17 protein-coding genes are annotated in these 19,672 nt (G+C 64.8%); 4 read left to right on the forward strand and 13 right to left on the reverse strand.

Features of this window, described 5'->3' with window-relative positions:
• Window positions 1-51: 51 nt before the first annotated feature.
• From era to rpoZ, 9 genes are all read right to left on the reverse strand, one after another.
• Complete coding sequence (era, locus tag ACHMWQ_RS16090) at window positions 52-975, reverse strand: GTPase Era (RefSeq protein ID WP_354549376.1); 924 nt, start codon at window positions 973-975, stop codon at window positions 52-54.
• Window positions 965-1,663: a ribonuclease III gene (gene rnc / locus ACHMWQ_RS16095; protein WP_354549378.1), complete on the reverse strand. Its 699-nt coding sequence runs from the start codon at window positions 1,661-1,663 to the stop codon at window positions 965-967. Before rnc ends, era begins: the two co-directional genes overlap by 11 nt.
• Before the next feature lie 20 nt (window positions 1,664-1,683).
• Window positions 1,684-2,439 carry a signal peptidase I gene (gene lepB, locus ACHMWQ_RS16100; protein ID WP_396308235.1) on the reverse strand — a complete coding sequence of 252 codons (756 nt, stop codon included), beginning with the start codon at window positions 2,437-2,439 and terminating at the stop codon, window positions 1,684-1,686.
• Window positions 2,440-2,597: 158 nt separating this feature from the next.
• Window positions 2,598-3,002, reverse strand: coding sequence for a holo-ACP synthase (gene acpS, locus ACHMWQ_RS16105; protein WP_396308236.1), 405 nt, complete (start codon window positions 3,000-3,002; stop codon window positions 2,598-2,600).
• Window positions 2,999-3,763 carry a pyridoxine 5'-phosphate synthase gene (locus ACHMWQ_RS16110; RefSeq protein ID WP_396308237.1) on the reverse strand — a complete coding sequence of 255 codons (765 nt, stop codon included), beginning with the start codon at window positions 3,761-3,763 and terminating at the stop codon, window positions 2,999-3,001. The genes acpS and ACHMWQ_RS16110 overlap by 4 nt, the downstream gene beginning before the upstream one ends.
• 29 nt (window positions 3,764-3,792) lie before the next feature.
• Window positions 3,793-4,359: a DUF2062 domain-containing protein gene (locus ACHMWQ_RS16115; RefSeq protein ID WP_354549383.1), complete on the reverse strand. Its 567-nt coding sequence runs from the start codon at window positions 4,357-4,359 to the stop codon at window positions 3,793-3,795.
• A gap of 16 nt (window positions 4,360-4,375) precedes the next feature.
• Window positions 4,376-4,954 carry an orotate phosphoribosyltransferase gene (gene pyrE / locus ACHMWQ_RS16120; RefSeq protein ID WP_396308238.1) on the reverse strand — a complete coding sequence of 193 codons (579 nt, stop codon included), beginning with the start codon at window positions 4,952-4,954 and terminating at the stop codon, window positions 4,376-4,378.
• Window positions 4,955-4,994: 40 nt separating this feature from the next.
• Entirely contained in the window at window positions 4,995-7,202 is a 2,208-nt protein-coding gene (locus ACHMWQ_RS16125; RefSeq protein ID WP_354549385.1) for a bifunctional (p)ppGpp synthetase/guanosine-3',5'-bis(diphosphate) 3'-pyrophosphohydrolase, read from the reverse strand.
• A 122-nt stretch (window positions 7,203-7,324) separates the two neighbouring features.
• A complete protein-coding gene (rpoZ, locus tag ACHMWQ_RS16130) occupies window positions 7,325-7,699 on the reverse strand; it encodes a DNA-directed RNA polymerase subunit omega (protein ID WP_266332523.1) in 375 nt (124 codons plus the stop codon).
• A 256-nt stretch (window positions 7,700-7,955) separates the two neighbouring features.
• Here rpoZ and ACHMWQ_RS16135 point away from each other — a divergent pair, with 256 nt between their 5' ends.
• From ACHMWQ_RS16135 to ACHMWQ_RS16145, 3 genes are all read left to right on the forward strand, one after another.
• Complete coding sequence (locus ACHMWQ_RS16135; RefSeq protein ID WP_354549387.1) at window positions 7,956-8,558, forward strand: NYN domain-containing protein; 603 nt, start codon at window positions 7,956-7,958, stop codon at window positions 8,556-8,558.
• A gap of 47 nt (window positions 8,559-8,605) precedes the next feature.
• Window positions 8,606-9,256: a uracil-DNA glycosylase gene (locus ACHMWQ_RS16140; RefSeq protein ID WP_396308239.1), complete on the forward strand. Its 651-nt coding sequence runs from the start codon at window positions 8,606-8,608 to the stop codon at window positions 9,254-9,256.
• Between the two features lie 575 nt (window positions 9,257-9,831).
• Window positions 9,832-11,082: a porin gene (locus ACHMWQ_RS16145; RefSeq protein WP_396308240.1), complete on the forward strand. Its 1,251-nt coding sequence runs from the start codon at window positions 9,832-9,834 to the stop codon at window positions 11,080-11,082.
• A gap of 189 nt (window positions 11,083-11,271) precedes the next feature.
• Here ACHMWQ_RS16145 and smpB read toward each other — a convergent pair whose 3' ends face one another.
• Both smpB and dapA read right to left on the reverse strand, forming a co-directional pair.
• A complete protein-coding gene (gene smpB / locus ACHMWQ_RS16150) occupies window positions 11,272-11,748 on the reverse strand; it encodes an SsrA-binding protein SmpB (protein ID WP_354549391.1) in 477 nt (158 codons plus the stop codon).
• An 11-nt stretch (window positions 11,749-11,759) separates the two neighbouring features.
• A complete protein-coding gene (gene dapA, locus ACHMWQ_RS16155) occupies window positions 11,760-12,635 on the reverse strand; it encodes a 4-hydroxy-tetrahydrodipicolinate synthase (protein WP_396308241.1) in 876 nt (291 codons plus the stop codon).
• A 329-nt stretch (window positions 12,636-12,964) separates the two neighbouring features.
• Here dapA and ACHMWQ_RS16160 point away from each other — a divergent pair, with 329 nt between their 5' ends.
• Window positions 12,965-15,097: a transglycosylase SLT domain-containing protein gene (locus ACHMWQ_RS16160; protein ID WP_396308242.1), complete on the forward strand. Its 2,133-nt coding sequence runs from the start codon at window positions 12,965-12,967 to the stop codon at window positions 15,095-15,097.
• A 93-nt stretch (window positions 15,098-15,190) separates the two neighbouring features.
• Here the strand turns inward: ACHMWQ_RS16160 and ACHMWQ_RS16165 are convergent, their stop codons facing one another.
• Window positions 15,191-18,307, reverse strand: a complete 3,117-nt coding sequence (locus ACHMWQ_RS16165; protein ID WP_396308243.1) for an OmpA family protein — start codon at window positions 18,305-18,307, stop codon at window positions 15,191-15,193.
• Window positions 18,308-18,587: 280 nt separating this feature from the next.
• Window positions 18,588-19,412, reverse strand: coding sequence for a tetratricopeptide repeat protein (locus ACHMWQ_RS16170; protein ID WP_354549399.1), 825 nt, complete (start codon window positions 19,410-19,412; stop codon window positions 18,588-18,590).
• Between the last annotated feature and the right edge of the window lie 260 nt (window positions 19,413-19,672).

Here is a 19,672-nt window from a genome sequence, read left to right on the forward strand (position 1 = left end):
TCCGAACAGCAATCGGAGCGAACCGAGGTCCGCTCCGATGTCGAAGGAAGTCTAGCGCGGGAATTCGATTCCCATCTCGCGATAGCGCTCGGGATCGTCGCCCCAGTTCTCGCGAACCTTGACGAACAGGAACAGGTGAACCGGCCGCTCGGCCATTTCCTGGATCTCGGTGCGCGCCGCCATGGAGATGCCCTTGATCGTCTCGCCCTTGTGGCCGATCACGATCTTCTTCTGACTCTCGCGCTCGACATAGATGGTCTGCTCGATGCGGGTCGAACCGTCCGCCTGGTCTTTCCAGAGCTCCGTTTCCACGGTCGACTGGTAGGGCAGTTCGTCATGCAGGCGCAGGAACATCTTTTCGCGCGTGATCTCGGCCGCCAGCGCCCGCATCGGCAGGTCGGAGATCTGGTCTTCCGGATAAAGCCAGGGACCCAACGGCACGCGACCGGCGAGATAGGTCATCAGGTCCTTGCAGCCATGGCCCTTCAGGGCCGAGATCATGAAGGTCTGCTCGAACTTCACGGTCGCGTTGGCCTTGGCCGACATTTCCAGCAGCGACGTGTGCGGAACCGTGTCGATCTTGTTGATGACGAGGATCTTGGGGCCCTTGATGGCCGCGACCTTGTCGAGGATCTGGGCGGTCTCGCCCTTGTTGCTGCGCTCGGCGTCGATGAGGACGGCGATCAGGTCGGCATCCTTGGCGCCGCCCCAGGCCGTCTCCACCATGGCGCGGTCCAGCCGGCGCTTCGGCTGGAAGATGCCGGGCGTGTCGACGAAAATGATCTGCGAGGCGCCTTCCAGCGCGATGCCGCGCATGATCGCGCGCGTCGTCTGCACCTTGTGGGTGACGATCGAGATCTTCGTGCCCACAAGCTGGTTGAGGAGCGTCGACTTGCCGGCGTTCGGCGCGCCGATCAGCGCGACAAACCCGCAGCGGGTCGGTGTCTCCTCGGAATTGACCAGATCAGACGCCATGCGTTTCTTCTCTCCATACGCCTTGGGCCAGCAGCACGGACGTCGCCGCTTTCTGCTCCGCCTCGCGTCTTGAACGACCCGAACCGAGGACAACCGGCATGCCCTCGATCTTCACTTCAACGGTAAAATGCGGGGCGTGATCCGGTCCGCTCCGCTCTGCGATTTCATATTTGGGCGCCGCCAGGCCGCGGCCCTGCACCCATTCCTGCAATGTCGTCTTGGCGTCCCGCAGCGGGCCCGTCCAGTTCAGCATCCGCTTGCGCCAGTGGCTGTCGATGAAGGCCTGCGCCGCCGGCAATCCGCCATCGACGAAGATCGCGCCGATCAGCGCCTCGCAGACATCGCCGAGGATCGCCGCCTTGCGCCGCCCTCCCGACTGCACTTCGCCGCCGCCAAGGTGGATCCAGCGGCCGAGATCGATGTCGATCGCCACCTCGGCGCAGCTTTCATTGCGCACCAGACCGGTCAGCCGACGGGCCAGTTCGCCTTCGTCCGCCTCGGGGAACGCTGCCAGCAGCATGTCGGCGATGACGAGCGCCAGCACGCGATCGCCGAGAAACTCCAGGCGCTGATAGCTTTCGCCATGCGCCAGATGGCTCTCCGCGACGGCACTCGCATGCGTCAAGGCCCGAACGAGATGGCTGCGGTCGGAAAACCGGTGGCCGATCGTCTCCTCGAGACGTTGCAAGGGTTCTTCGGAAGCCAAGCTCAGATCACCTTAAATAGACGGTCAAAACGCACGGTCCAGGGCCACTTCCAGAATTGCCAGGCCTGGGCGCCCTCGTCGACGGAGAAGAACACCATGCCGGCGCGGCCGACGAAGTTCTCGAAGGGGACGTAGCCCACCGCGCCGAGCACTCGACTATCTGTCGAGTTGTCGCGGTTGTCGCCCATCATGAAGTAGTGGTCGGGAGGCACTTCATAGACCGGCGTATCGTCTGAGAAACTACGCGGATCGAGATCGAGCACGGTATAGCTCACGCCATTGGGGAGCGTTTCCTTGTAACGCGGGACGTGGGTCTCGGTTCCGAACTCGTCCTTGGTGACGTAATCGTCGATCTTTTCCTTCGGCACCGGCGTGCCGTTGATCTGCAGGACGCCGTCGATCATCTGGATCTTGTCGCCCGGCAGGCCGATCACCCGCTTGATGTAGTCGACAGAGGGGTCGCGCGGCAACTTGAAGACGGCGACATCGCCGCGCTCGGGCGGGGTGGCCCAGATGCGCCCGGAGAACAGGTCCGGTGCGAAGGGGATGGAGTATTTGCTGTAGCCATAGGCGTATTTCGAGACGAACAGATAGTCGCCGACAAGCAAGGTCGACTTCATCGATCCCGAGGGGATATTGAACGGCTGGAACAGGAAGGTTCGAACGATGAGCGCCAGGATGAGCGCATTGATGACGATCTTGACAGTTTCGCCCGTGCCGCCGCGCTCGGCCTTGTATTTTTCGCCCGCCACGCTCATGCGTCCTTCCGATCCGTCTCGTTTGCAGTTCGCCGTCTGGCGGAGGTTGGTTCATACCGAGTCGGTGGCATCAGCGCAACGCGTGCTCCCGCCCCGCTTCCAAATTGCATGGGCAGTATGGCCCGGCACCCTTCGGAGCGCCGGAACCGCCTCCGGAATCACACCGGATCGGGCAAAGCCTCGATGATCACGAAGGCCTGCGCCAGCGGATAATCATCCGTGATCGTCAGGTGAATCGCGGCGTGATGATTTGCCGGCATCATCCTCTCCAGTTGCGCGGCCGCGCCGCCCGTCAGCGCCATGGTCGGCTTGCCGCTGGGCAGGTTGACGACGCCCATGTCGCGCCAGAAGACGCCATGGTTGAGACCGGTGCCCAACGCCTTGGAGCATGCCTCCTTGGCGGCAAATCGCTTGGCATAGGAGGCGGCGCGCTCGGCCCGGCGGTCGGACTTCTTCTGCTCGATTTCCGTGAACACGCGCTCGGTGAAGCGAGTGCCAAACCGCTCCAGCGTCTTCTCCACGCGGCGGATATCGATCAGGTCACTGCCAAGGCCCAGAATCACGACTGAGCCTCCGCCGCTTCCCGCCCCTCGTCCATCAGCTTTCGCATGGTGCGGATCGACTGCTCGAGCCCGACGAACACCGATTCGCCGATCAGGAAGTGGCCGATATTCAGTTCGCGGATGACCGGAATGGCGGCGATCGGCTTCACCGTATCGTAGTTGAGGCCATGTCCCGCATGGATCTCGATCCCGAACTTGGCGCCATAGTGCGCCGCGTCCTCGATCCGGGCCCGCTCGCGCTCGAACGCCTCGGGGCCTTCCAGGAAGGCCTCGCAATAGGTGCCTGTATGCAGTTCCACCACCGGCGCTCCCAGCGCCAGCGCGGCGTCGATCTGCTGCCGATCGGCGGCGATGAAGAGCGACACGCGGATCTTGGCCGCGTTGAGTTCCCGAACCAAGGGCACGAGATGCGCGAGCTGGCCGGCGGCATCCAGCCCGCCTTCGGTCGTCCGCTCCTCGCGCCGCTCCGGCACCAGGCAGACGGCATGCGGCTGGACGCGCAGGGCGATGTCGACCATTTCGCGGGTCGCGGCCATCTCAAAATTGAGCGGCAGGGCGATCTCGGCGCGCAGACGATCGATGTCGCTGTCGATGATATGGCGCCGATCCTCGCGCAGATGCGCGGTGATTCCATCGGCGCCGGCCGCCGCCGCGAGGACTGCCGCGCGCACCGGGTCGGGATGCACCCCGCCCCGCGCATTGCGGATGGTGGCGACGTGGTCGACGTTGATCCCGAGTCGCAGCTCATTGCGGACAGTCACGGCGTATTTCCCCTCACTCGATGCGGTCGTCACTTACCATGCAGTGCGCCGCGCCGAACCGCAAAGCGCTGGCGGCGCGACGACTGGAAACTCTGCGCCGCGATATAGACCAGGACATAGGAAAGCCCGCCAAATACCAAAGCGAGCGGGACCGCGCCGACCAGCATCGGCTCGATGATCGGCCAGATCTCGCGCCATGATTCGGTCAGCAGCTTGTGGCGGAGATCGTGAAAGTCGAGCTTCTCCGGCGCCATGCCGAACCAGCCGAGAATCAGGCTTCCCGTCTCATAGGTACCGACCCAGATCAGCGGGAAGGTCAGCGGATTGCCGATCGTCGTGCCGAGCACGGCTGCGAGCACATTGCCGCGGACGAGAAAGGCGACGACGAAGCAGAGCAGGTAGTGGAAGCCGATGAACGGGGTCATCGCCAGCGCCACGCCAGAGGCAAAGCCGGCCGCGATGGAATGGGGCGAACCGGACAGGCGCAGCAGTCGCTTGCCATAGTACCGCAGCGCTCGCGACCACCCGCCCTTCGGCCACATGAAGTGGTTCAGCTTCTGATGAAACTTGAGCGGGCGGCGGCGACGGAAGAGCATGATGGGGACTTCGGCCTCAGGCCAGGCTGCGGCTGCCGGGCTTGACGGGCGGGATGGCAGCGAGCTCCGGCGGCAGTTGATCGACCGGATAGGCCGGCACCTTGTAGCGCGTCAGCGAAATCAGCGGCACGCCCACCTCGGCCTCGCCGTCCGAGCGGTCGATCAGGCAGGCCGCAGCGACGACATCGCCGCAAATGGCGCGGATCGCGGTGATCGTCTCGCGGATCGAAAGTCCGGTGCTGACGATATCCTCGACGACGAGAATCTTGGCATTGGCGGGCAGCTCGAAGCGGCGCAGCCGGAATTCGTCCTGCTCGCGCTCCACCCACATGGCGGGCACGCCGAGATGGCGCGCGGTCTCATAGCCGGGGATCAGGCCGCCCAAAGCCGGCGACACGACGAGATCGAACGCGACGCCCGACTCCCGGATCTTCTCGGCCAGCGCCTTGCACAGCCGCTCGGTCCGGTCCGGATACATGAAGACGCGCGCCTTCTGCAGGAAGATCGGGCTGCGCAGGCCGGAACTCAGGATGAAATGCCCCTCGAGTAGAGCGCCGGATTCGCGGAAGACGTCGAGGATTTCGGCTTGGTTCATTCTGTGTCCAGTCCAGGTCTAGTCGCTGCGATCATCGGCATCAGGCATTCACGCGGCTTGCCGCGCTGACGACGTGACGCTCGCGAAGATCGCTCAAGAGGCGGTTGAGGTGCTTGAGATCCCATACTTCCAGATCGATGGCCAGTTCCGAGAAGTCCGGCGCGCTCTTCACGATCCGCAGGTTCGAGATGTTTCCGTCATTGTCGGCGATGATCTGGGCGATCTGCGCCAGCGTGCCGGGTTCGTTGATCGCCGTCACCTCGATGCGGGCCGGGAAACGCTCGCGATTGGCCGCATCGATATCCCAGCGCACGTCCAGCCAGCGATCCGGCTCGTCGTCGAAATCCTTCAGGGCCGGCGACTGGATCGGATAGATCGTGATCCCCTCGCCCGGCGTCATGATGCCGACGATCCGGTCGCCGGGCACGGCGCCGGCTTCCGGCGCGAAGCGAACGGGCATGTCGCCATGCAGGCCGCGAATCGGGATGGCCGGTAGTTCGGCCTGGCTTTCCCCGTTCGGCACGCGGAACATCATGCCGGAGCCCTTCTTGAGGCCGAACCAGCCCGGTTCGCCGCCCATGCCGTTACCGCCCTTGGGCACGGCGGCGCGCTCTTCCTTGTGGTCGGGATAGACGGCCTTCAGGACATTGACGGAGGGAATTTCGCCGCGACCGACGGAGGCCAGCATGTCCTCGATGTTCTGCTGCGCCAGGCGTGGCAGCGCGGCCTTCAGGCGATCTTCGGAGAAATCGCGCCCTGCCCGCTCGAAGGCCCGCTCGACGATCTTGCGGCCGAGGCCGGCATATTGCTTGCGGATCGCGGTGCGGGCGGCGCGGCGGATCGAGGCGCGCGCCTTGCCGGTAATGGCGATCGATTCCCAGGCCGGCGGCGGCACCTGCGCCTTGGAGCAGATGATCTCGACCTCGTCGCCATTATGCAGCTCGGTGGTCAGCGGCATCATCCGGCCGTTGATCTTGCAGCCGACGCAGGTGTCGCCAATGTCGGTGTGTACCGCATAGGCGAAGTCGATCGGCGTCGCGCCTCGCGGCAGCGCGATCAGCCGCCCCTTCGGCGTGAAGCAGAACACCTGGTCGTGGAACAGCTCGAGCTTGGTGTTCTCCAGGAACTCTTCCGGCGTATCGCCCTCGGCCAGCATCTCGACGGTGCGGCGCAGCCAGGTATAGGCGCGGCTCTCGTCGGAGAGATTGCCGTTGCCCTTGTCCTTGTAGAGCGCATGCGCCGCGATGCCGTATTCGGCGACGTCATCCATCTCGCGCGTGCGGATCTGCAGCTCGACGCGCTGGCGGCCGGGGCCGACAACGGTAGTGTGGATCGAGCGGTAGTCGTTCTGCTTCGGCGTCGAAATGTAGTCCTTGAACCGGCCGGGCACGGTCGGCCAGGTCGTGTGGACGATGCCGAGCGCCGCATAGCACTCCGCCGTCGTCTCGAGAATGACGCGGAAGCCGATGATGTCGGAAAGCTGCTCGAACGAGATCGCCTTGCGTTCCATCTTCCGGAAAATGGAATAGGGGCGCTTGGTGCGGCCGAAGACCTTGGCCTTCATGCCGTGCTTCTCGAGCTTCTCGCGCAGGTCCTTCTCGATCGCCTCGATCAGGCTCTCGTTGCGGGTTCGCACCTCGGCGAGCCGGCTGGTGACGGCGAGATGCGCTTCAGGATTGACGACCGCGAAGGCAAGCTCTTCCAGTTCCTCGCGCATGTCGTGCATGCCCATGCGGCCGGCCAGCGGCGCATAGATCTCCAGCGTTTCCTCGGCGATCCGGCCGCGCTTCTCCTCCGGCATGAAGTGCAGCGTGCGCATGTTGTGGAGCCGGTCGGCCAGCTTCACCAGCAGCACGCGCACGTCTTCCGAGATGGCGAGCAGGAGCTTGCGGAAATTTTCGGCCTGCGCGGCCTTCTTGGTCACCAGATCGAGGCGCTTGATCTTGGTGAGGCCCTCGACCAGCCGGCCTATATCCTCGCCAAACATGCCGTCGATTTCCGAACGCGTCGCGTCCGTGTCCTCGATAGTGTCATGCAGCAGCGCCACCGCGATGGTGGCGTCGTCGAGCTTCAGATCGGTGAGGATGCCGGCGACTTCGAGCGGATGAGAGAAGTAGGGGTCGCCATTGGCGCGCCGCTGCGAGCCATGCTTCTGCATGGCATAGACATAGGCCTTGTTCAAAAGCCCCTCGTCGGCCTGCGGGTTGTACCGCTGGACACGCTCGAGGAGTTCATACTGGCGCATCATGGCGCTATATCCGAAGGCACGCGAATAGGCCGGGAATGACCCGGCCGGATGGCTACCCGTTCATATAGGATAGCGAGCGCGGCCAAACGACAAGCGGTTTGGCCGCGGCGCGACGTTGTGCCTTAGAAGTCGTCCTGCTTATCCGGCGGGACCATGTTCTCGAGGCCGCGCAGCAGCTCTTCTTCCGACATGCGGTCAAAGGCGACGCCATTGTCCTCATCCGAGGAATCCTCGGCGAGAAGCTGCATATCCTGCTCGGGCTCGTCGACCTCGACGTACTTCTGCAGGGAATGGATCAGGTCTTCCTTGAGATCGTCGGGATGGACGGTCTCGTCAGCGATCTCGCGCAGAGCGACGACCGGGTTCTTGTCGTTGTCGCGGGCGATGGTCAGCGGCGAGCCGCTGGCGATCATGCGAGCGCGATGGCCGGCAAGGAGCACCAGTTCGAAGCGGTTCTCGACCTTGTCGACGCAATCTTCCACGGTGACGCGCGCCATGTCAGGTCTCCTGTTCGGAAAAGTCTGGGGTTCAAGCGCGCATGAATAAGTGCGCGGACTTCCGAATGCAAGAGATTATACAGCCTGCCCTGCCCCCGTGCACGCGCCGGATGTCATGGCCGGGCGCCCGCAATCGAACACGGCGAATTGTTTGCTGGCAAGGCAGCGAGGCTATATTGATGCGGGATTGCCTGCTTCGAGTCGGCCCGTTGGGGCCGCTAATGCCGCTATCCCTTTTTCATTATGGATATTGAACATGTTTGACGCTCGCGAAAAAATCGCCCTGTTCATCGATGGCGCGAATCTCTACGCCACCGCCAAGTCCCTGGCCTTCGACATCGACTACAAGAAGCTGCTCGGCGAGTTCCAGAGCAAGGGCTACCTGATGCGCGCCTACTATTATACGGCGCTGTCGGAAGATCAGGAGTACTCCTCGATCCGCCCGTTGATCGACTGGCTCGACTATAATGGCTACACGGTCGTGACCAAGCCGACCAAGGAGTTCTTCGACGCTGCGGGTCGCCGCAAGGTCAAGGGCAACATGGATATCGAGCTCGCCGTGCATGTGATGGAGGTGGCGGAATTCGTCGACCATGTCGTGCTGTTCTCCGGCGACGGCGATTTCCGTTCACTGGTCGAAGCCGTGCAACGCAAGGGCCGCAAGGTCTCCGTGATCTCGACGCTCGCCACGCAGCCGCCGATGATCGCCGATGAGCTTCGCCGCCAGGCGGACCATTTCATCGACCTCGTTACGCTGCAGAGCCGAATCGGCCGCGACCCGTCCGAGCGCACACACCGCAGCTCGGAGCGCCAGCAGGCAACCAGCGGCTTCGAGGACGGCTTCGAGGACGAGATCTGAGCCCGATTCATCTCGATCCCGATCGTTCGCAGCGAGACTCCACACCCGTGCCGCTTACCGCTTCCGATCCCGGGCGCAATTGCCCGCTCTGCCCGCGCCTCGTGGCGTTTCGCGAAGAGTGGCGGGCAAAGCAGCCCGAGTGGAACAATGCGCCGGTTCCGTCCTTTGGCGTCGAGGACGGCCGGCTGCTTATCGTCGGGTTGGCGCCAGGCCTGCGGGGCGCCAACCGGACCGGTCGGCCGTTCACCGGCGACTATGCGGGCGACCTGCTCTACCAGACCATGCTCGACTTCGGCTTTGCCCGCGGCGTCTTCGAGGCGCGGCCGGACGACAGCCTGACGCCGATCGACACGGCCATCACCAATGCCGTCCGCTGCGTCCCGCCGGAGAACAAGCCGACGACCGACGAGATCCGGACCTGCCGCACGTTCCTGTCCGGCACGGTGGCGACCATGCCCCGCCTGCGCGCCATCATTGCCCTCGGCAAGATCGCGCATGACAGCGTCGTCGTGGCGCTCGGCGAACGCATGTCGCGACATAAGTTCGGACATCGCGCACGGCATAACATCGGTTCACTTAGCGTTTTCGACAGCTACCACTGCTCGCGCTACAATACGAACACCGGCGTCCTCACGCCGGAAATGTTCCGCGCCGTCTTTTCCGACGTCCGCGCGTTTCTGGATTCCGACGGAAGCTGAGGCCGCTGAATCCGAGGGTGAGGGTGCAGTCGGTCGCTTCCTTCAAAGGGTGAGGTTCCGCCAGGAGCCGTAAGCGCCTCCCGAGCCCCCCCCTAAGAACCCATCCTTGCCGCCCTTATCTCCCCGGACACCGGCCTGACCGCAAGCGGAACCATGCCGCCCCCATAGGGTTCGCCCGCCCTGCCCGACGCGCCGCATTCTGCGCCGCCTTCGCGAAACGCCTTGTCAAAGGCGTTCTTTCACAAGCCCGCAAGCGGCTTTCCGCAGGGACTTCCAGCCCCTCCATAAAAGGCAAAACGCACCTTGTCGCAAAATAGCAACTTAAGCTTACAATCATGGCTCCATATCGGAGATGCGGCTGTTTTTGAGTTACGTGAATCATCTGGATGGGTAAGTTCATTTCACTTTCTACGAATGATTTGGAGAAAGTCCTGTCCGTTTCCCATGGGGGGTCGCGGACAGCTCATTGGCTGGGGGAATGAGGCACGGGGACGCCCCTTTCGGCGCGCTGGACACAGTGCGGACCGAAGGCAAGCAGACCGCCTTCCGATCCCCTGACAACCAGAGGTCAGGTAATGAACTTTAAGTCCCTTCTGCTCGGCTCCGCCGCAGCAATCGTGCTCGCTGGCGGCGCCCAGGCGGCCGATCTCACCGTCGCCGAGCCGGTTGACTACGTGAAGGTCTGCGACGCGTTCGGCGCGGGCTTCTTCTACTCCCCCGGCACCGACACCTGCATCAAGGTCGGCGGCTACGTCGAGTTCGGCACGAACTTCGGCGGCGGCGACTTCGGTGGCCTGAACAGCTCGAACAACAACTGGGGCAACTTCTACACGGAAGTCTCGATCCAGCTGACGGCCTCGTCGGTCACCGAATACGGTAACCTGACCGGCTTCATCGACATGCGCGCCAAGACCGGCAATGACAATGCGCAGGGCGACAGCCTGGCCGACTACGTCAACCAGTCGACCAATTCGGCTTACGTCGACAGCGCCTACCTCGAGCTGGGCCCGCTGAAGGCTGGTTACTTCACGTCGCTGTTCGACTTCGGCCGCGGCTATGACGACACCGGCATGTTCGGTTCGGATTCGACCGTCGACCACATCCAGCTGACCTATGCCGTCAACGGCTTCGGTCTGTCGCTCTCGATCGAAGACCAGCGCGATCGCGGCTCGATCGGCTACTACGAAGACCTGCTTGGCAACGAGTACGGCAACAACAACATTCCGGACATCGTCGCTGCAGTCACCTATTCGTCGGGTATCTTCGCCGCGAAGATCGCCGGTGTTTATACGAATTCGGCTGCCGATTACGACTTCTACAACAACGCCCTTGGTGACGGCCAGGCAGGCTGGGCCATCGGTGGCGGTCTTGAGGTCGCTCTCGACAACGTTTCGGCTGGCGATCGCTTCTTCGTGTCGGCTTCCTACGGCGACAACGCCAACTCGTTCACCGGCATCTCCGGCGGCACCTCGGTTGCCGGCGCTCTCGGCCTGTTCGACGACCAGTTCGCTGCCGGCACCGGCACCAGCTGGAGCGCGTTGGCTTCTTACAAGCACGTCTGGACGCCGCAGCTCTGGTCCTCGCTCTCGGCTGGCTATGCCAACTTCGACGGTTCGGACTACCTCGACGACATGAGCATCGACGCCTGGCGCGTTGGCTTCAACACCGCCTATGCGCCGGTCAAGGGCCTCGAGCTCGTCGCCGACGTCTTCTACACGGATGTCGACGCCAAGGGCGTTCCGTCCCGCGTCGACAACACCAACGTCCGGTCCGACTTCTCGGGCGACTCCTGGACAGCCAACCTGTTCCTGAAGCGCTCCTGGTAATTCCAGGTCGCATCAGCGATCTCGCGTCCGGTGGCCCTCCCCACCGGACGTACAGGTTAGAAAGCTCCGCCGAGTTTCGGCGGGGCTTTTTTTATGTGGTCAGGCCTTGGTTCGCCGACGCGCAACAAAAAAGCCCGACCGCATCGCGGCCGGGCTTTTGCATTTCATCCAGCTACCGGAGCGGGCTAGTCAGCCCTTGTCGCGCATCAGGCGACCCTTCTCACGGTTCCAGTCGCGCGCCTTCTCGGTCTGGCGCTTGTCGTGTTCTTTCTTGCCGCGCGCCAGAGCGATCTCGACCTTGGCCCGGCCCTTCTCGTTAAAGTATATCTTCAACGCGACGATCGTCATGCCCTGGCGCTGCACGGCCTGCGAGAGTTTGGCGATCTCCTTCTTGTGCAGGAGCAGCTTTCGCGGCCGGCGGGTCTCGTGGTTGAACTGGTTGGCCTGCAGATATTCCGGGATATAGGCGTTGTACAGCCAGACCTCGCCGCCTTTTTCGGCGGCGTAGGAATCACCGATCGTGCTGCGGCCGCCGCGCAGCGACTTGATCTCCGTGCCGGTCAGCATGATGCCGGCCTCGAAGACGTCGCCGATCTCGTAGTCGAAGCGTGCGCGTCGATTGTCGGCGGCAAGCCGATAGCGCGGATCGCCCGTGCCGCTACTCATGATTCAATGCCTCAGTTGACCAGGCCGGCATGCGCCATGGCGCTGCGGATGATGGTCTTGGTGGATTCGGTGATGCCGACGAGCGGCAGACGGACGCGATCCTCCATCTTGCCGAGCAACGACAGCGCATACTTGACGCCCGTCGGGTTCGGTTCGACGAAGATGGCGCTGTGCAGCGGCATCAGGCGATCCTGATAGGCCAGAGCCTTGGCGAAATCGCCGGCCATGCAGGCCTCCTGGAATTCGGCGCAGAGCCGCGGCGCGACATTCGACGCGACCGAGATGCAGCCATGGCCGCCATGCGCCATGAACGCCAAAGCGGTGCCGTCCTCGCCCGAAAGCTGCAGGAAGTCGGGCCCCATGGCATGCCTCTGCAGGCTGACACGGTCGAGCTTGGCCGTCGCGTCCTTGACGCCGACGATGTTCTTCAGCTCGAACAGACGCGCCATCGTCTCCACCGACATGTCGATGATCGAGCGCGGCGGAATGTTGTAGATGATGATCGGGATGCCGACGACGTCATTGATCGCCTTGTAGTGCTGATACAAGCCCTCCTGGTTGGGCTTGTTGTAATAGGGAGTGACGACCAGCACCGCGTCCGCGCCCGCCTGCTCAGCGTGGCGGGCAAGGTCGATCGCTTCGGCCGTGTTGTTCGAACCGGCGCCGGCAATCACCGGCACGCGGCCGGCGGCCACCTCGATGGTGACCTCGACGACCCGCTTGTGTTCGGCATGCGAAAGGGTCGGGCTCTCGCCCGTCGTGCCAACCGGCACGAGACCATGCGTGCCCTCGCCGATCTGCCAATCGATGAAGGAACGCAGCGCGTCTTCGTCGACCGCGTTCTCCCGCATCGGGGTGACCATGGCCGTGATCGAACCCTTGAACATCGCGCTCTTCCACCTTTTGCCGTCAATTGGCCGAATTCCGCGCCGACTATGATCGGCCGCGGTTTGGTCCAACATGTTCTGTTTTTTGCTCTATCTTGGGCGGCGAACATAGTCGTTGCCCTTGGGCAGAGCAAGAACCCGCGCATCGGTCAAAGCCTGCGTCAAGCCTTTGTTCACCATGACGACCGTAAGGTCGGAGCAGATGGATCAGGCGCCACGCTGATGACGCAAGTCATCGCGACGACAGCCTACCTGTACATGAGTGTGCTGCGCATGGGCGCGGTGAGACAACGAGTGAGGACGACATGATCGTGAAAGCGGACCGCAGCTTGCAACGTCGCATCGGAATGCTGACGCAGGTCGCCGCTTGCGCGCTGATCAGCCTCGGGATCGTTGGCGACGCCCTGGCCCAATCGACGCCCGTCCCGCGGACCAATCCGAGCCGCGGTTCGACCGTCGCGTCGGACGATCTCACCACGGCTGGCATCACCCCCGTCGCCCGGCCCGCGCGTCCCGCCAAGGCAGGGGTCGCCTCGCAGGCCAATGACCTGGTCGAGAGTTTCTCGCCCAATCAGCTGGGCCTCGAGGCCGCGCTGAAGCTTATCGACAGCGGACAGATCGGCAAGGCTCAAGCGCTGGCCCGGATGATGCCCGACCGCACCAACCAGAGCATCGTCGCCTGGCTGGTGGCGCAGAGCGGCAGCCCCGATGTCTCGGTCTCTCAGATCACCCAGGTGACGCTCGACTTGCCCGACTGGCCGGGACAGGCGCTGCTGCGCCGCCGTGCCGAGCAGGCGCTCCTGCGCATGAAGGCAGACCCCGCCACCGTCATCTCCGCCTTCGGCGGCACCAAGCCCGGCTCGGACGAGGGCATGTTGCTGCTGGCGCGCGCCTATGTGAGCGCCGGCCGCACGAGCGACGCCGCCGCGCTGATCCGCCCGAAATGGCGCAAGGATTCCTTCTCGCAGAGCACCGAGGCCACGCTTCTCTCGGAGTTCGGCTCGCTCCTGACCGCCGCCGACCACAAGGCGCGGATGGACAAGTTCTTCTACGACAATGATGCCGATGAAGGGCTCGCCGTTTCCAAGCTACTCAGCGCTGATCAGCGCCAGCTGGCTGCCGCCCGCGCCGCCGTCATCCGCAAGTCCAAGAACACGGCCGACCTCCTGGCGAAGGTCCCTGCCCGCCTCAAGAAGGATCCGGGCTACATCTATTCGAAGGTGCAGTATCTGCGTCGCAGCGAGAAGTACCAGGAGGCTGCGGCCCTGATGCTGACCGCGCCTCGTGACGGCGCCTCGCTGGTCGACCCGGATGCGTGGTGGATCGAGCGGCGCGTGCTGTCGCGCGAGCTGCTGGACCTCGGCAACCCGAAGCTTGCCTACAAGCTGGTGGCAGAGCACGCCGCGGAATCGAGCACCAACCAGGCCGACGCCGAGTTCCATGCCGGCTGGTATGCGCTGCGCTTCCTGAATAACCCGGCCGTTGCCCGACGCCATTTCCAGGCGATCCAGGCCGCCTCGACCATGCCGCTCAGCCAGTCGCGCGCCGAATATTGGCTTGGCCGGACCGCCGAGGCGATGGGCGAACGGGGCGAGGCTCAGGCGCAGTACCGCCTCGCCGCCGCCTATCCCACCACCTTCTACGGCCAGCTCGCCTCGGCGAAGCTCGGCATGAAGCAGCTCACCCTGTCGTCGCCGCGGGCGTCCGACAGCGCCACGCGGCAGCGCTTCAACTCCCGCCCGATGGTGCAGGCCGCCCAACGCCTCGCCGCCGCCGGCTATGCGGACCGCGCCCGGCAGTTCTATGTCCGGCTGGCCGACACGCTGACCAACCCGACCGAAGTCGCCCTGCTCGCCCAGATGGCCGAGAAGCGCGGCGACCATCAGCTCGCGCTCCAGGTCGGCAAGAAGGCCTATGTGCGCGGCCTGCCGGTCGAGACCCTGGCCTTCCCGACCGCCGCGATCCCGCGCTCGGTCAAGACCACCAGCATCGAGAAGTCGATCGTCTATGCCATCGCCCGGCAGGAAAGCGCGTTCAATCCGAGCGCCGTCAGCCATGCCGGCGCTCGCGGCCTGCTGCAGCTGATGCCGGCCACGGCCAAGGTCGTCGCCAAGGCGGCTGGCATGCCCTATTCGCTCGATCGCCTCACGACCGATGCCGGCTACAACGCCACCATCGGCGCGGCGCATCTGGCCGAACTCGTCGGCGGCTTCAACGGCTCCTACATCATGTCGTTCGCGGCCTATAACGCCGGCCGCAGCCGCGTCTCGAAATGGGTGCAGCAATATGGCGACCCGCGCGATCCCAATGTCGATGCGGTCGACTGGATCGAGCGGATCCCGTTCAGCGAGACGCGCAATTACGTGATGCGTTGCATGGAAAACCTGCAGGTCTACCGCGCCCGGCTGGGCGAGCCGGCCCTCGTCATCAACCGCGACCTCAATCGCGGTGGCCGCGGCTAGCCTTGATCGAAGGACGGCGGGGCACACTCCGCCGTCTGAACCGTCACAGCACCGGAATGTCGGACGCCCTCGCGAATAGCCGTGACGGGACGGCTATTCGCCGCCCTCTTCCGCCTTGCCCGCTGCCGCGACCGATTCCGCCGGCTTCTTCGGCTTGCTCCGGCGCTTGGGCTTTGGCGATCGCGGCTTCGGCTCGACGCCCGCCTTCCGCCGGAGCGGCTGGTCGCCAACCGGCATCTTCTTCGCCGTCTTGCGCTTGACCGCCGCCTTCCTTGCCAGGACCTCGAGCGGCTCATCGGCACCGGCAAAATGGACAGCCTGCCCGACCCAGTCCTTCTCGACCGGCCCGTCGCCGGCGCCGAGATAGGCGGCGATCCAGGCCACCTCCTGCGGCGTCCACGAGGCGATCTGGCTGAAGTGGAAGATGCCGACCTGCGCCAGGCGGCTGGCATGGCGCTTGGTGATTCCCTGGATGAGATAGAGCGGATCGGCCTGGCCGTGCCGCGGCGCGCTCAGCGGCAGGGGCCGGAAGCCGGCGCCGTCGCCGCGCGCGATGGCCTCGTTCTGCTTCTGCGACGCGGCCGGCGCCATCTCCAGAGATCCGAACTCATCATGCTGGAGCGGCGGAGCGTGCGTGAAGCGCGGCGAGGCCGCCTCGCCCGCGTCCGGCTCGATCGAGGCATCCAGCCCATGACCGAAATCCGGCGGCGGCACGGGCACCGTCTGCGGCAGCACGGCCGGCACGGTGCCGCGCCAGGGCAGAAGGCGCCGATCCAGCCAGCGGACCACCCGATCGATCCCGCGAATGAGCGTTGCCTGCGGCTTGCCGAGCGCCGTCAGCGCGATCGCCCGCTGCAGGATGGAGCCGAGCAGCCCGCCCAGCGCGAAGCACACAGCAAGCGACACCCAGACTTCGGCGGCATGAAGGATCACGCGGCGCCCCCATCCCCGGAATGGTCGACGATCTGGCGCCGGCGCGATCCCGTCGCCCACCAGCCGACCAGGAAACCGAGCGCCCCGGCGGCAATCATGAAGGGCAGATAGTGCACGATCACGTAAGCCATATCCGCTCCCTATTGCCCGACAATGCCAAATTCGATCCCGGCGGTTCTGCGCGCGGCCAGCCGCCTTCGAGTTCGAAGCGATCGGCCGGCTGCCGCCATAACCGACCGGATTGAGCCGCTCGCGCCGAACGCCGTCCGCCACCAGATGGTTGACGACGGCATTGGCCCGCTCGACGCTGAGCGCCTGGTTCTTGCGCGTGCCGCCGGCGGAATCGGTGTGCGCGCCGATCTCGACCGTCGCGACCGGGCAGCGCTGCACGACGGCGGCGATCCGGTCGAGCAGCCCAAAGCTGCTGGGCAGGATGCGCGCGGTTGCGCCATCGAACTGGACCTTCTCGCGGTCGCTCTCCGCGCGCAACGCCGCCTGGCACTCCGGCCCGGACAGCGGGTCGCCGCCGACCGCCACCATCAGCGAGGGCGCGAGATCGAAGCCTTCCGGCAGCGTGGCCTTGACGGTCGCCTCGATATCGCCGCGCGCGCCCTCGGACACGGCGATGCCGGATAGCGAGAGCTTGTTGTCGACGAGATCGAAGCGGCCGCCCTGCAGCCGGCTGATCGCCTGCAAACCGGCATCGACGACCTCGACGAAGCCGTCCGGCGCGCCGCCGGCCAGCAGCAGGCGCAGCTCGATCCGGTCCGGCCCGAATTTCGGGCGTGCCGAGGCGATGATCTTCTGCACCACCTCGTCGGTCGGCACATAGCCGCTCAGCAGCAATGCCTCCGGCGCGCGGGCAGCCGCGAAGACGAAGGGCGAGACGGCGCCCGGCGAGACCGCCGACCGGCGAAGCTCCATGCTCGCCGGCAGCGTCTTCTTCAGCGCTTCGGTCAGGCTCGAATAGGCCGTCGTGGAGACCGCCTCGCCGACAATGTCGTATTGCCGGCCGGTCAGGGAAACGGAGCCCTTGCTCAGCGAGGCGAGCTGTTCCAGCGCATATTTGAGGGCGCCGATCCAGTCCATCTTCGGGTCGCCATCGGCCACGCGCACATGATCGGTGACAGCCAGGTCCGGGAACAGCCGCGCCGCCGCGCCAAGGATCTCGTCATGGGCCTCCACGGACGGCACGTAGCCCGTCAGGACGATGCTGTCGCCGGTCCTGTCGGCGCGCCAGACATAGGGATCCACGCGCGCCGGCAGCAGGTCGATCGAGCCAATGCCGACCCCGATCGCACGCCGGCTGCGGCGCGCCTCGATTTCGGCCAGCGCCATTTCATAATCGGCGACGGTCTTGGCCTTGCCCTCGACCGAGAGCAGCGATCCATCGATCGATAGCGTGCCGGAGCTGAAACGTGCCAGCTGATAGGCCGCGAAGACGGCGGCGAAGGAGAAGCCTTCCGGCCCGCCCGAGGCAAGCTGGGTCGCGTCGACCATGGGAACGCCAGGCAGCGCCACGGCGAGCGCATCCGCGATCGCGCGCCGCACCGCCACCGAGGGCACATAACCGGTCTGCTCGATCGACTTGCCGTCATAGGTGACGGTCCAGGTGAAGGCCTTGCTGAGCGGCGGCAGGACGCGGACGTTTCGCAACTGGCCGCCGCCCGGAACGGTCGACGAGATCGCGCGCGCCGCGGAGGCGAAGCGCGATTCGTCGATGGCTGTTCCGTCGATGGTCAGGCTGGAACCGGTCAGCGCGACATGACCCTTCGCCAGTTCCGCGAGGCGCTTCAGAGCAAAGTCGGTCAGGACCAGGAAGCCCACGGGCTGGCCGCGCGAGAGCACCAGATTGTCCTCGATCTTGAGATCGGGCATTTCGCGGCTCGCGGCGGCCAGAACCGCCAGCTTTGCCTCTTCGGAAGGGACAAAGCCCAGGATCCGGACCTGATCGCCGTCGCGCGATGCCGACCAAGTATAGGACGGCTGGAGCGGGATGACGCCGCTTCCATCGATGACGCGGCCGACGCCCCAGACGCGCTCGGCGGATTCGACCGCGAGGCGCTGCGCCAGCAAGGTCGGCGACGTCCCCATCACGGTGACGGTACGGCCGCTGATCTTGGCCGAGGCCCAGGGCTGACCGTCGAGCGCGAGTTGATTGTCGACGCGGGTGCCGATGTCGGATTGAACCTCTCCCGCCTGGCTGATCAGGGCCCAGGCGGTGAGGATGGTGACCAGCACGAGGCCGGGAAGGAGGGAAAGGCGCAGGGCGCTCATGGCACCCCCGCGGCCGGAAACCGGCGCCCGTTTCCAAGGCGCAACCCAGACAACCAGCCCGACCAGGCCCGTTGAACCGAGCTGCTTTTCATGTCTTCTCCCTCCCCGCCGTCCAGGTGGCCCGTCTTGGGGACGAACCGGTCGACAGACGATTGCAGGAGGCAATCCTGACCGCATTCGCGGTCATCTCGCAAGCAATCCGGCGTCTTCATCCCCGGCAAGCTTGCCGGGGCGATCAGGGAGATAGCGTGTGTTGCGCGAATGTCAGCGCGGAGGCCCGCTACTGGACCGTTTGCGGATTCTTGCCGATCCAGTCGTCGGCCATCGCAAGGGCCGTACGGCGCTCCGTCTCGGTCGCGACCGAGAAGGCCTGTTCCTGCAGTTTCAGGATCCAGGGATCGCTGGGACCGGACCGATCCCGCGCGATGGTCAGGAACATCAGCCCGACGACCGGCTGGCGCTTCACGCCATCGCCTTCGAACAGCATGTGACCAAGCAGCGCCTGGGCGCCGACATTGCCCTTGTCGGCCGCCAACTTGGCCCAGCGAGCGGCCTGGCGCGGGTCGCGCTCGCCGCCCTCGCCCTCGTAATACATCCGCGCCAGATTGAGCTGCGCGTCCGAGTCGCCAAAATAGGATGCCGCATAGGAGAACATCTGGCGGGCGCGGCTGAAATCGGGCTGCACGGTGCTGTTGGGGATGCCGTCGCGATAATAGGAGCCGAGCGCGACGAAGGCATTGGAGACGAAGCGCGCGGAAGGCGCATCCGGGTTGTCGTCGGCATGGGCGTCGGCGATCTCGCTGAACAGCTCGAACGCCTTCATGTCGTCCTTGGTGAGGCCGTCGCCCTCGGCATACATGCGGCCCAGCTTCCACTGGGCGACGGCATGACCCTTGTCGGCTGCGAAGGTCAGCGCTTCGACCGCGGTGGTCTTGTCACCCTGCTTGTAGGCGTTGAAACCGAAACGGAACGCCTCGACCGGAGTCGCATTGCGGTCCAGGGTCCGAGCATCCAGCGCCCAGGCCTGACCCGACCACGCGCCAAGACCGGCAAGCACACTGATCCCAAAGAGGGCGACGCCGCCGAACGCGTTACAAATTCGCATTGCACGCCACACCATTCCTGACGCTCGCGCCCGCCGCCGACCGAATGGCCGCCAGGGTCGCCGGAGCGAAGTTACCGATTTGTGCCGCGAAGACGCGGCGAGTTGGATTTTCCCAAATATGGGACTGGTTTCGGGCGATTCCGAGGCCGTTGCAGCTGCGTTCTACTGTTCGCGCCATCACAGCTACGTGTACCCCTGAAGACCAATGAGAATTTGTACCGACAATACGCAAGGTTTGTCCTATCCGCCCCCGGATGAGG

This window comes from Kaistia sp. UC242_56, from assembly GCF_044452255.1.
GTDB classification, from domain to species: Bacteria; Pseudomonadota; Alphaproteobacteria; order Rhizobiales; family Kaistiaceae; genus Kaistia; species Kaistia defluvii_A.

Coding starts and splice junctions, on each gene's coding strand:
- era (WP_354549376.1), bottom strand. CDS start 975: ATGGCGTCTGATCTGGTCAATTCCGAGGAGACACCGACCCGCTGCGGG.
- lepB (WP_396308235.1), bottom strand. CDS start 2,439: ATGAGCGTGGCGGGCGAAAAATACAAGGCCGAGCGCGGCGGCACGGGC.
- ACHMWQ_RS16115 (WP_354549383.1), bottom strand. CDS start 4,359: ATGCTCTTCCGTCGCCGCCGCCCGCTCAAGTTTCATCAGAAGCTGAAC.
- pyrE (WP_396308238.1), bottom strand. CDS start 4,954: ATGAACCAAGCCGAAATCCTCGACGTCTTCCGCGAATCCGGCGCTCTA.
- ACHMWQ_RS16125 (WP_354549385.1), bottom strand. CDS start 7,202: ATGATGCGCCAGTATGAACTCCTCGAGCGTGTCCAGCGGTACAACCCG.
- rpoZ (WP_266332523.1), bottom strand. CDS start 7,699: ATGGCGCGCGTCACCGTGGAAGATTGCGTCGACAAGGTCGAGAACCGC.
- ACHMWQ_RS16135 (WP_354549387.1), top strand. CDS start 7,956: ATGTTTGACGCTCGCGAAAAAATCGCCCTGTTCATCGATGGCGCGAAT.
- ACHMWQ_RS16145 (WP_396308240.1), top strand. CDS start 9,832: ATGAACTTTAAGTCCCTTCTGCTCGGCTCCGCCGCAGCAATCGTGCTC.
- smpB (WP_354549391.1), bottom strand. CDS start 11,748: ATGAGTAGCGGCACGGGCGATCCGCGCTATCGGCTTGCCGCCGACAAT.
- dapA (WP_396308241.1), bottom strand. CDS start 12,635: ATGTTCAAGGGTTCGATCACGGCCATGGTCACCCCGATGCGGGAGAAC.
- ACHMWQ_RS16165 (WP_396308243.1), bottom strand. CDS start 18,307: ATGAGCGCCCTGCGCCTTTCCCTCCTTCCCGGCCTCGTGCTGGTCACC.
- ACHMWQ_RS16170 (WP_354549399.1), bottom strand. CDS start 19,412: ATGCGAATTTGTAACGCGTTCGGCGGCGTCGCCCTCTTTGGGATCAGT.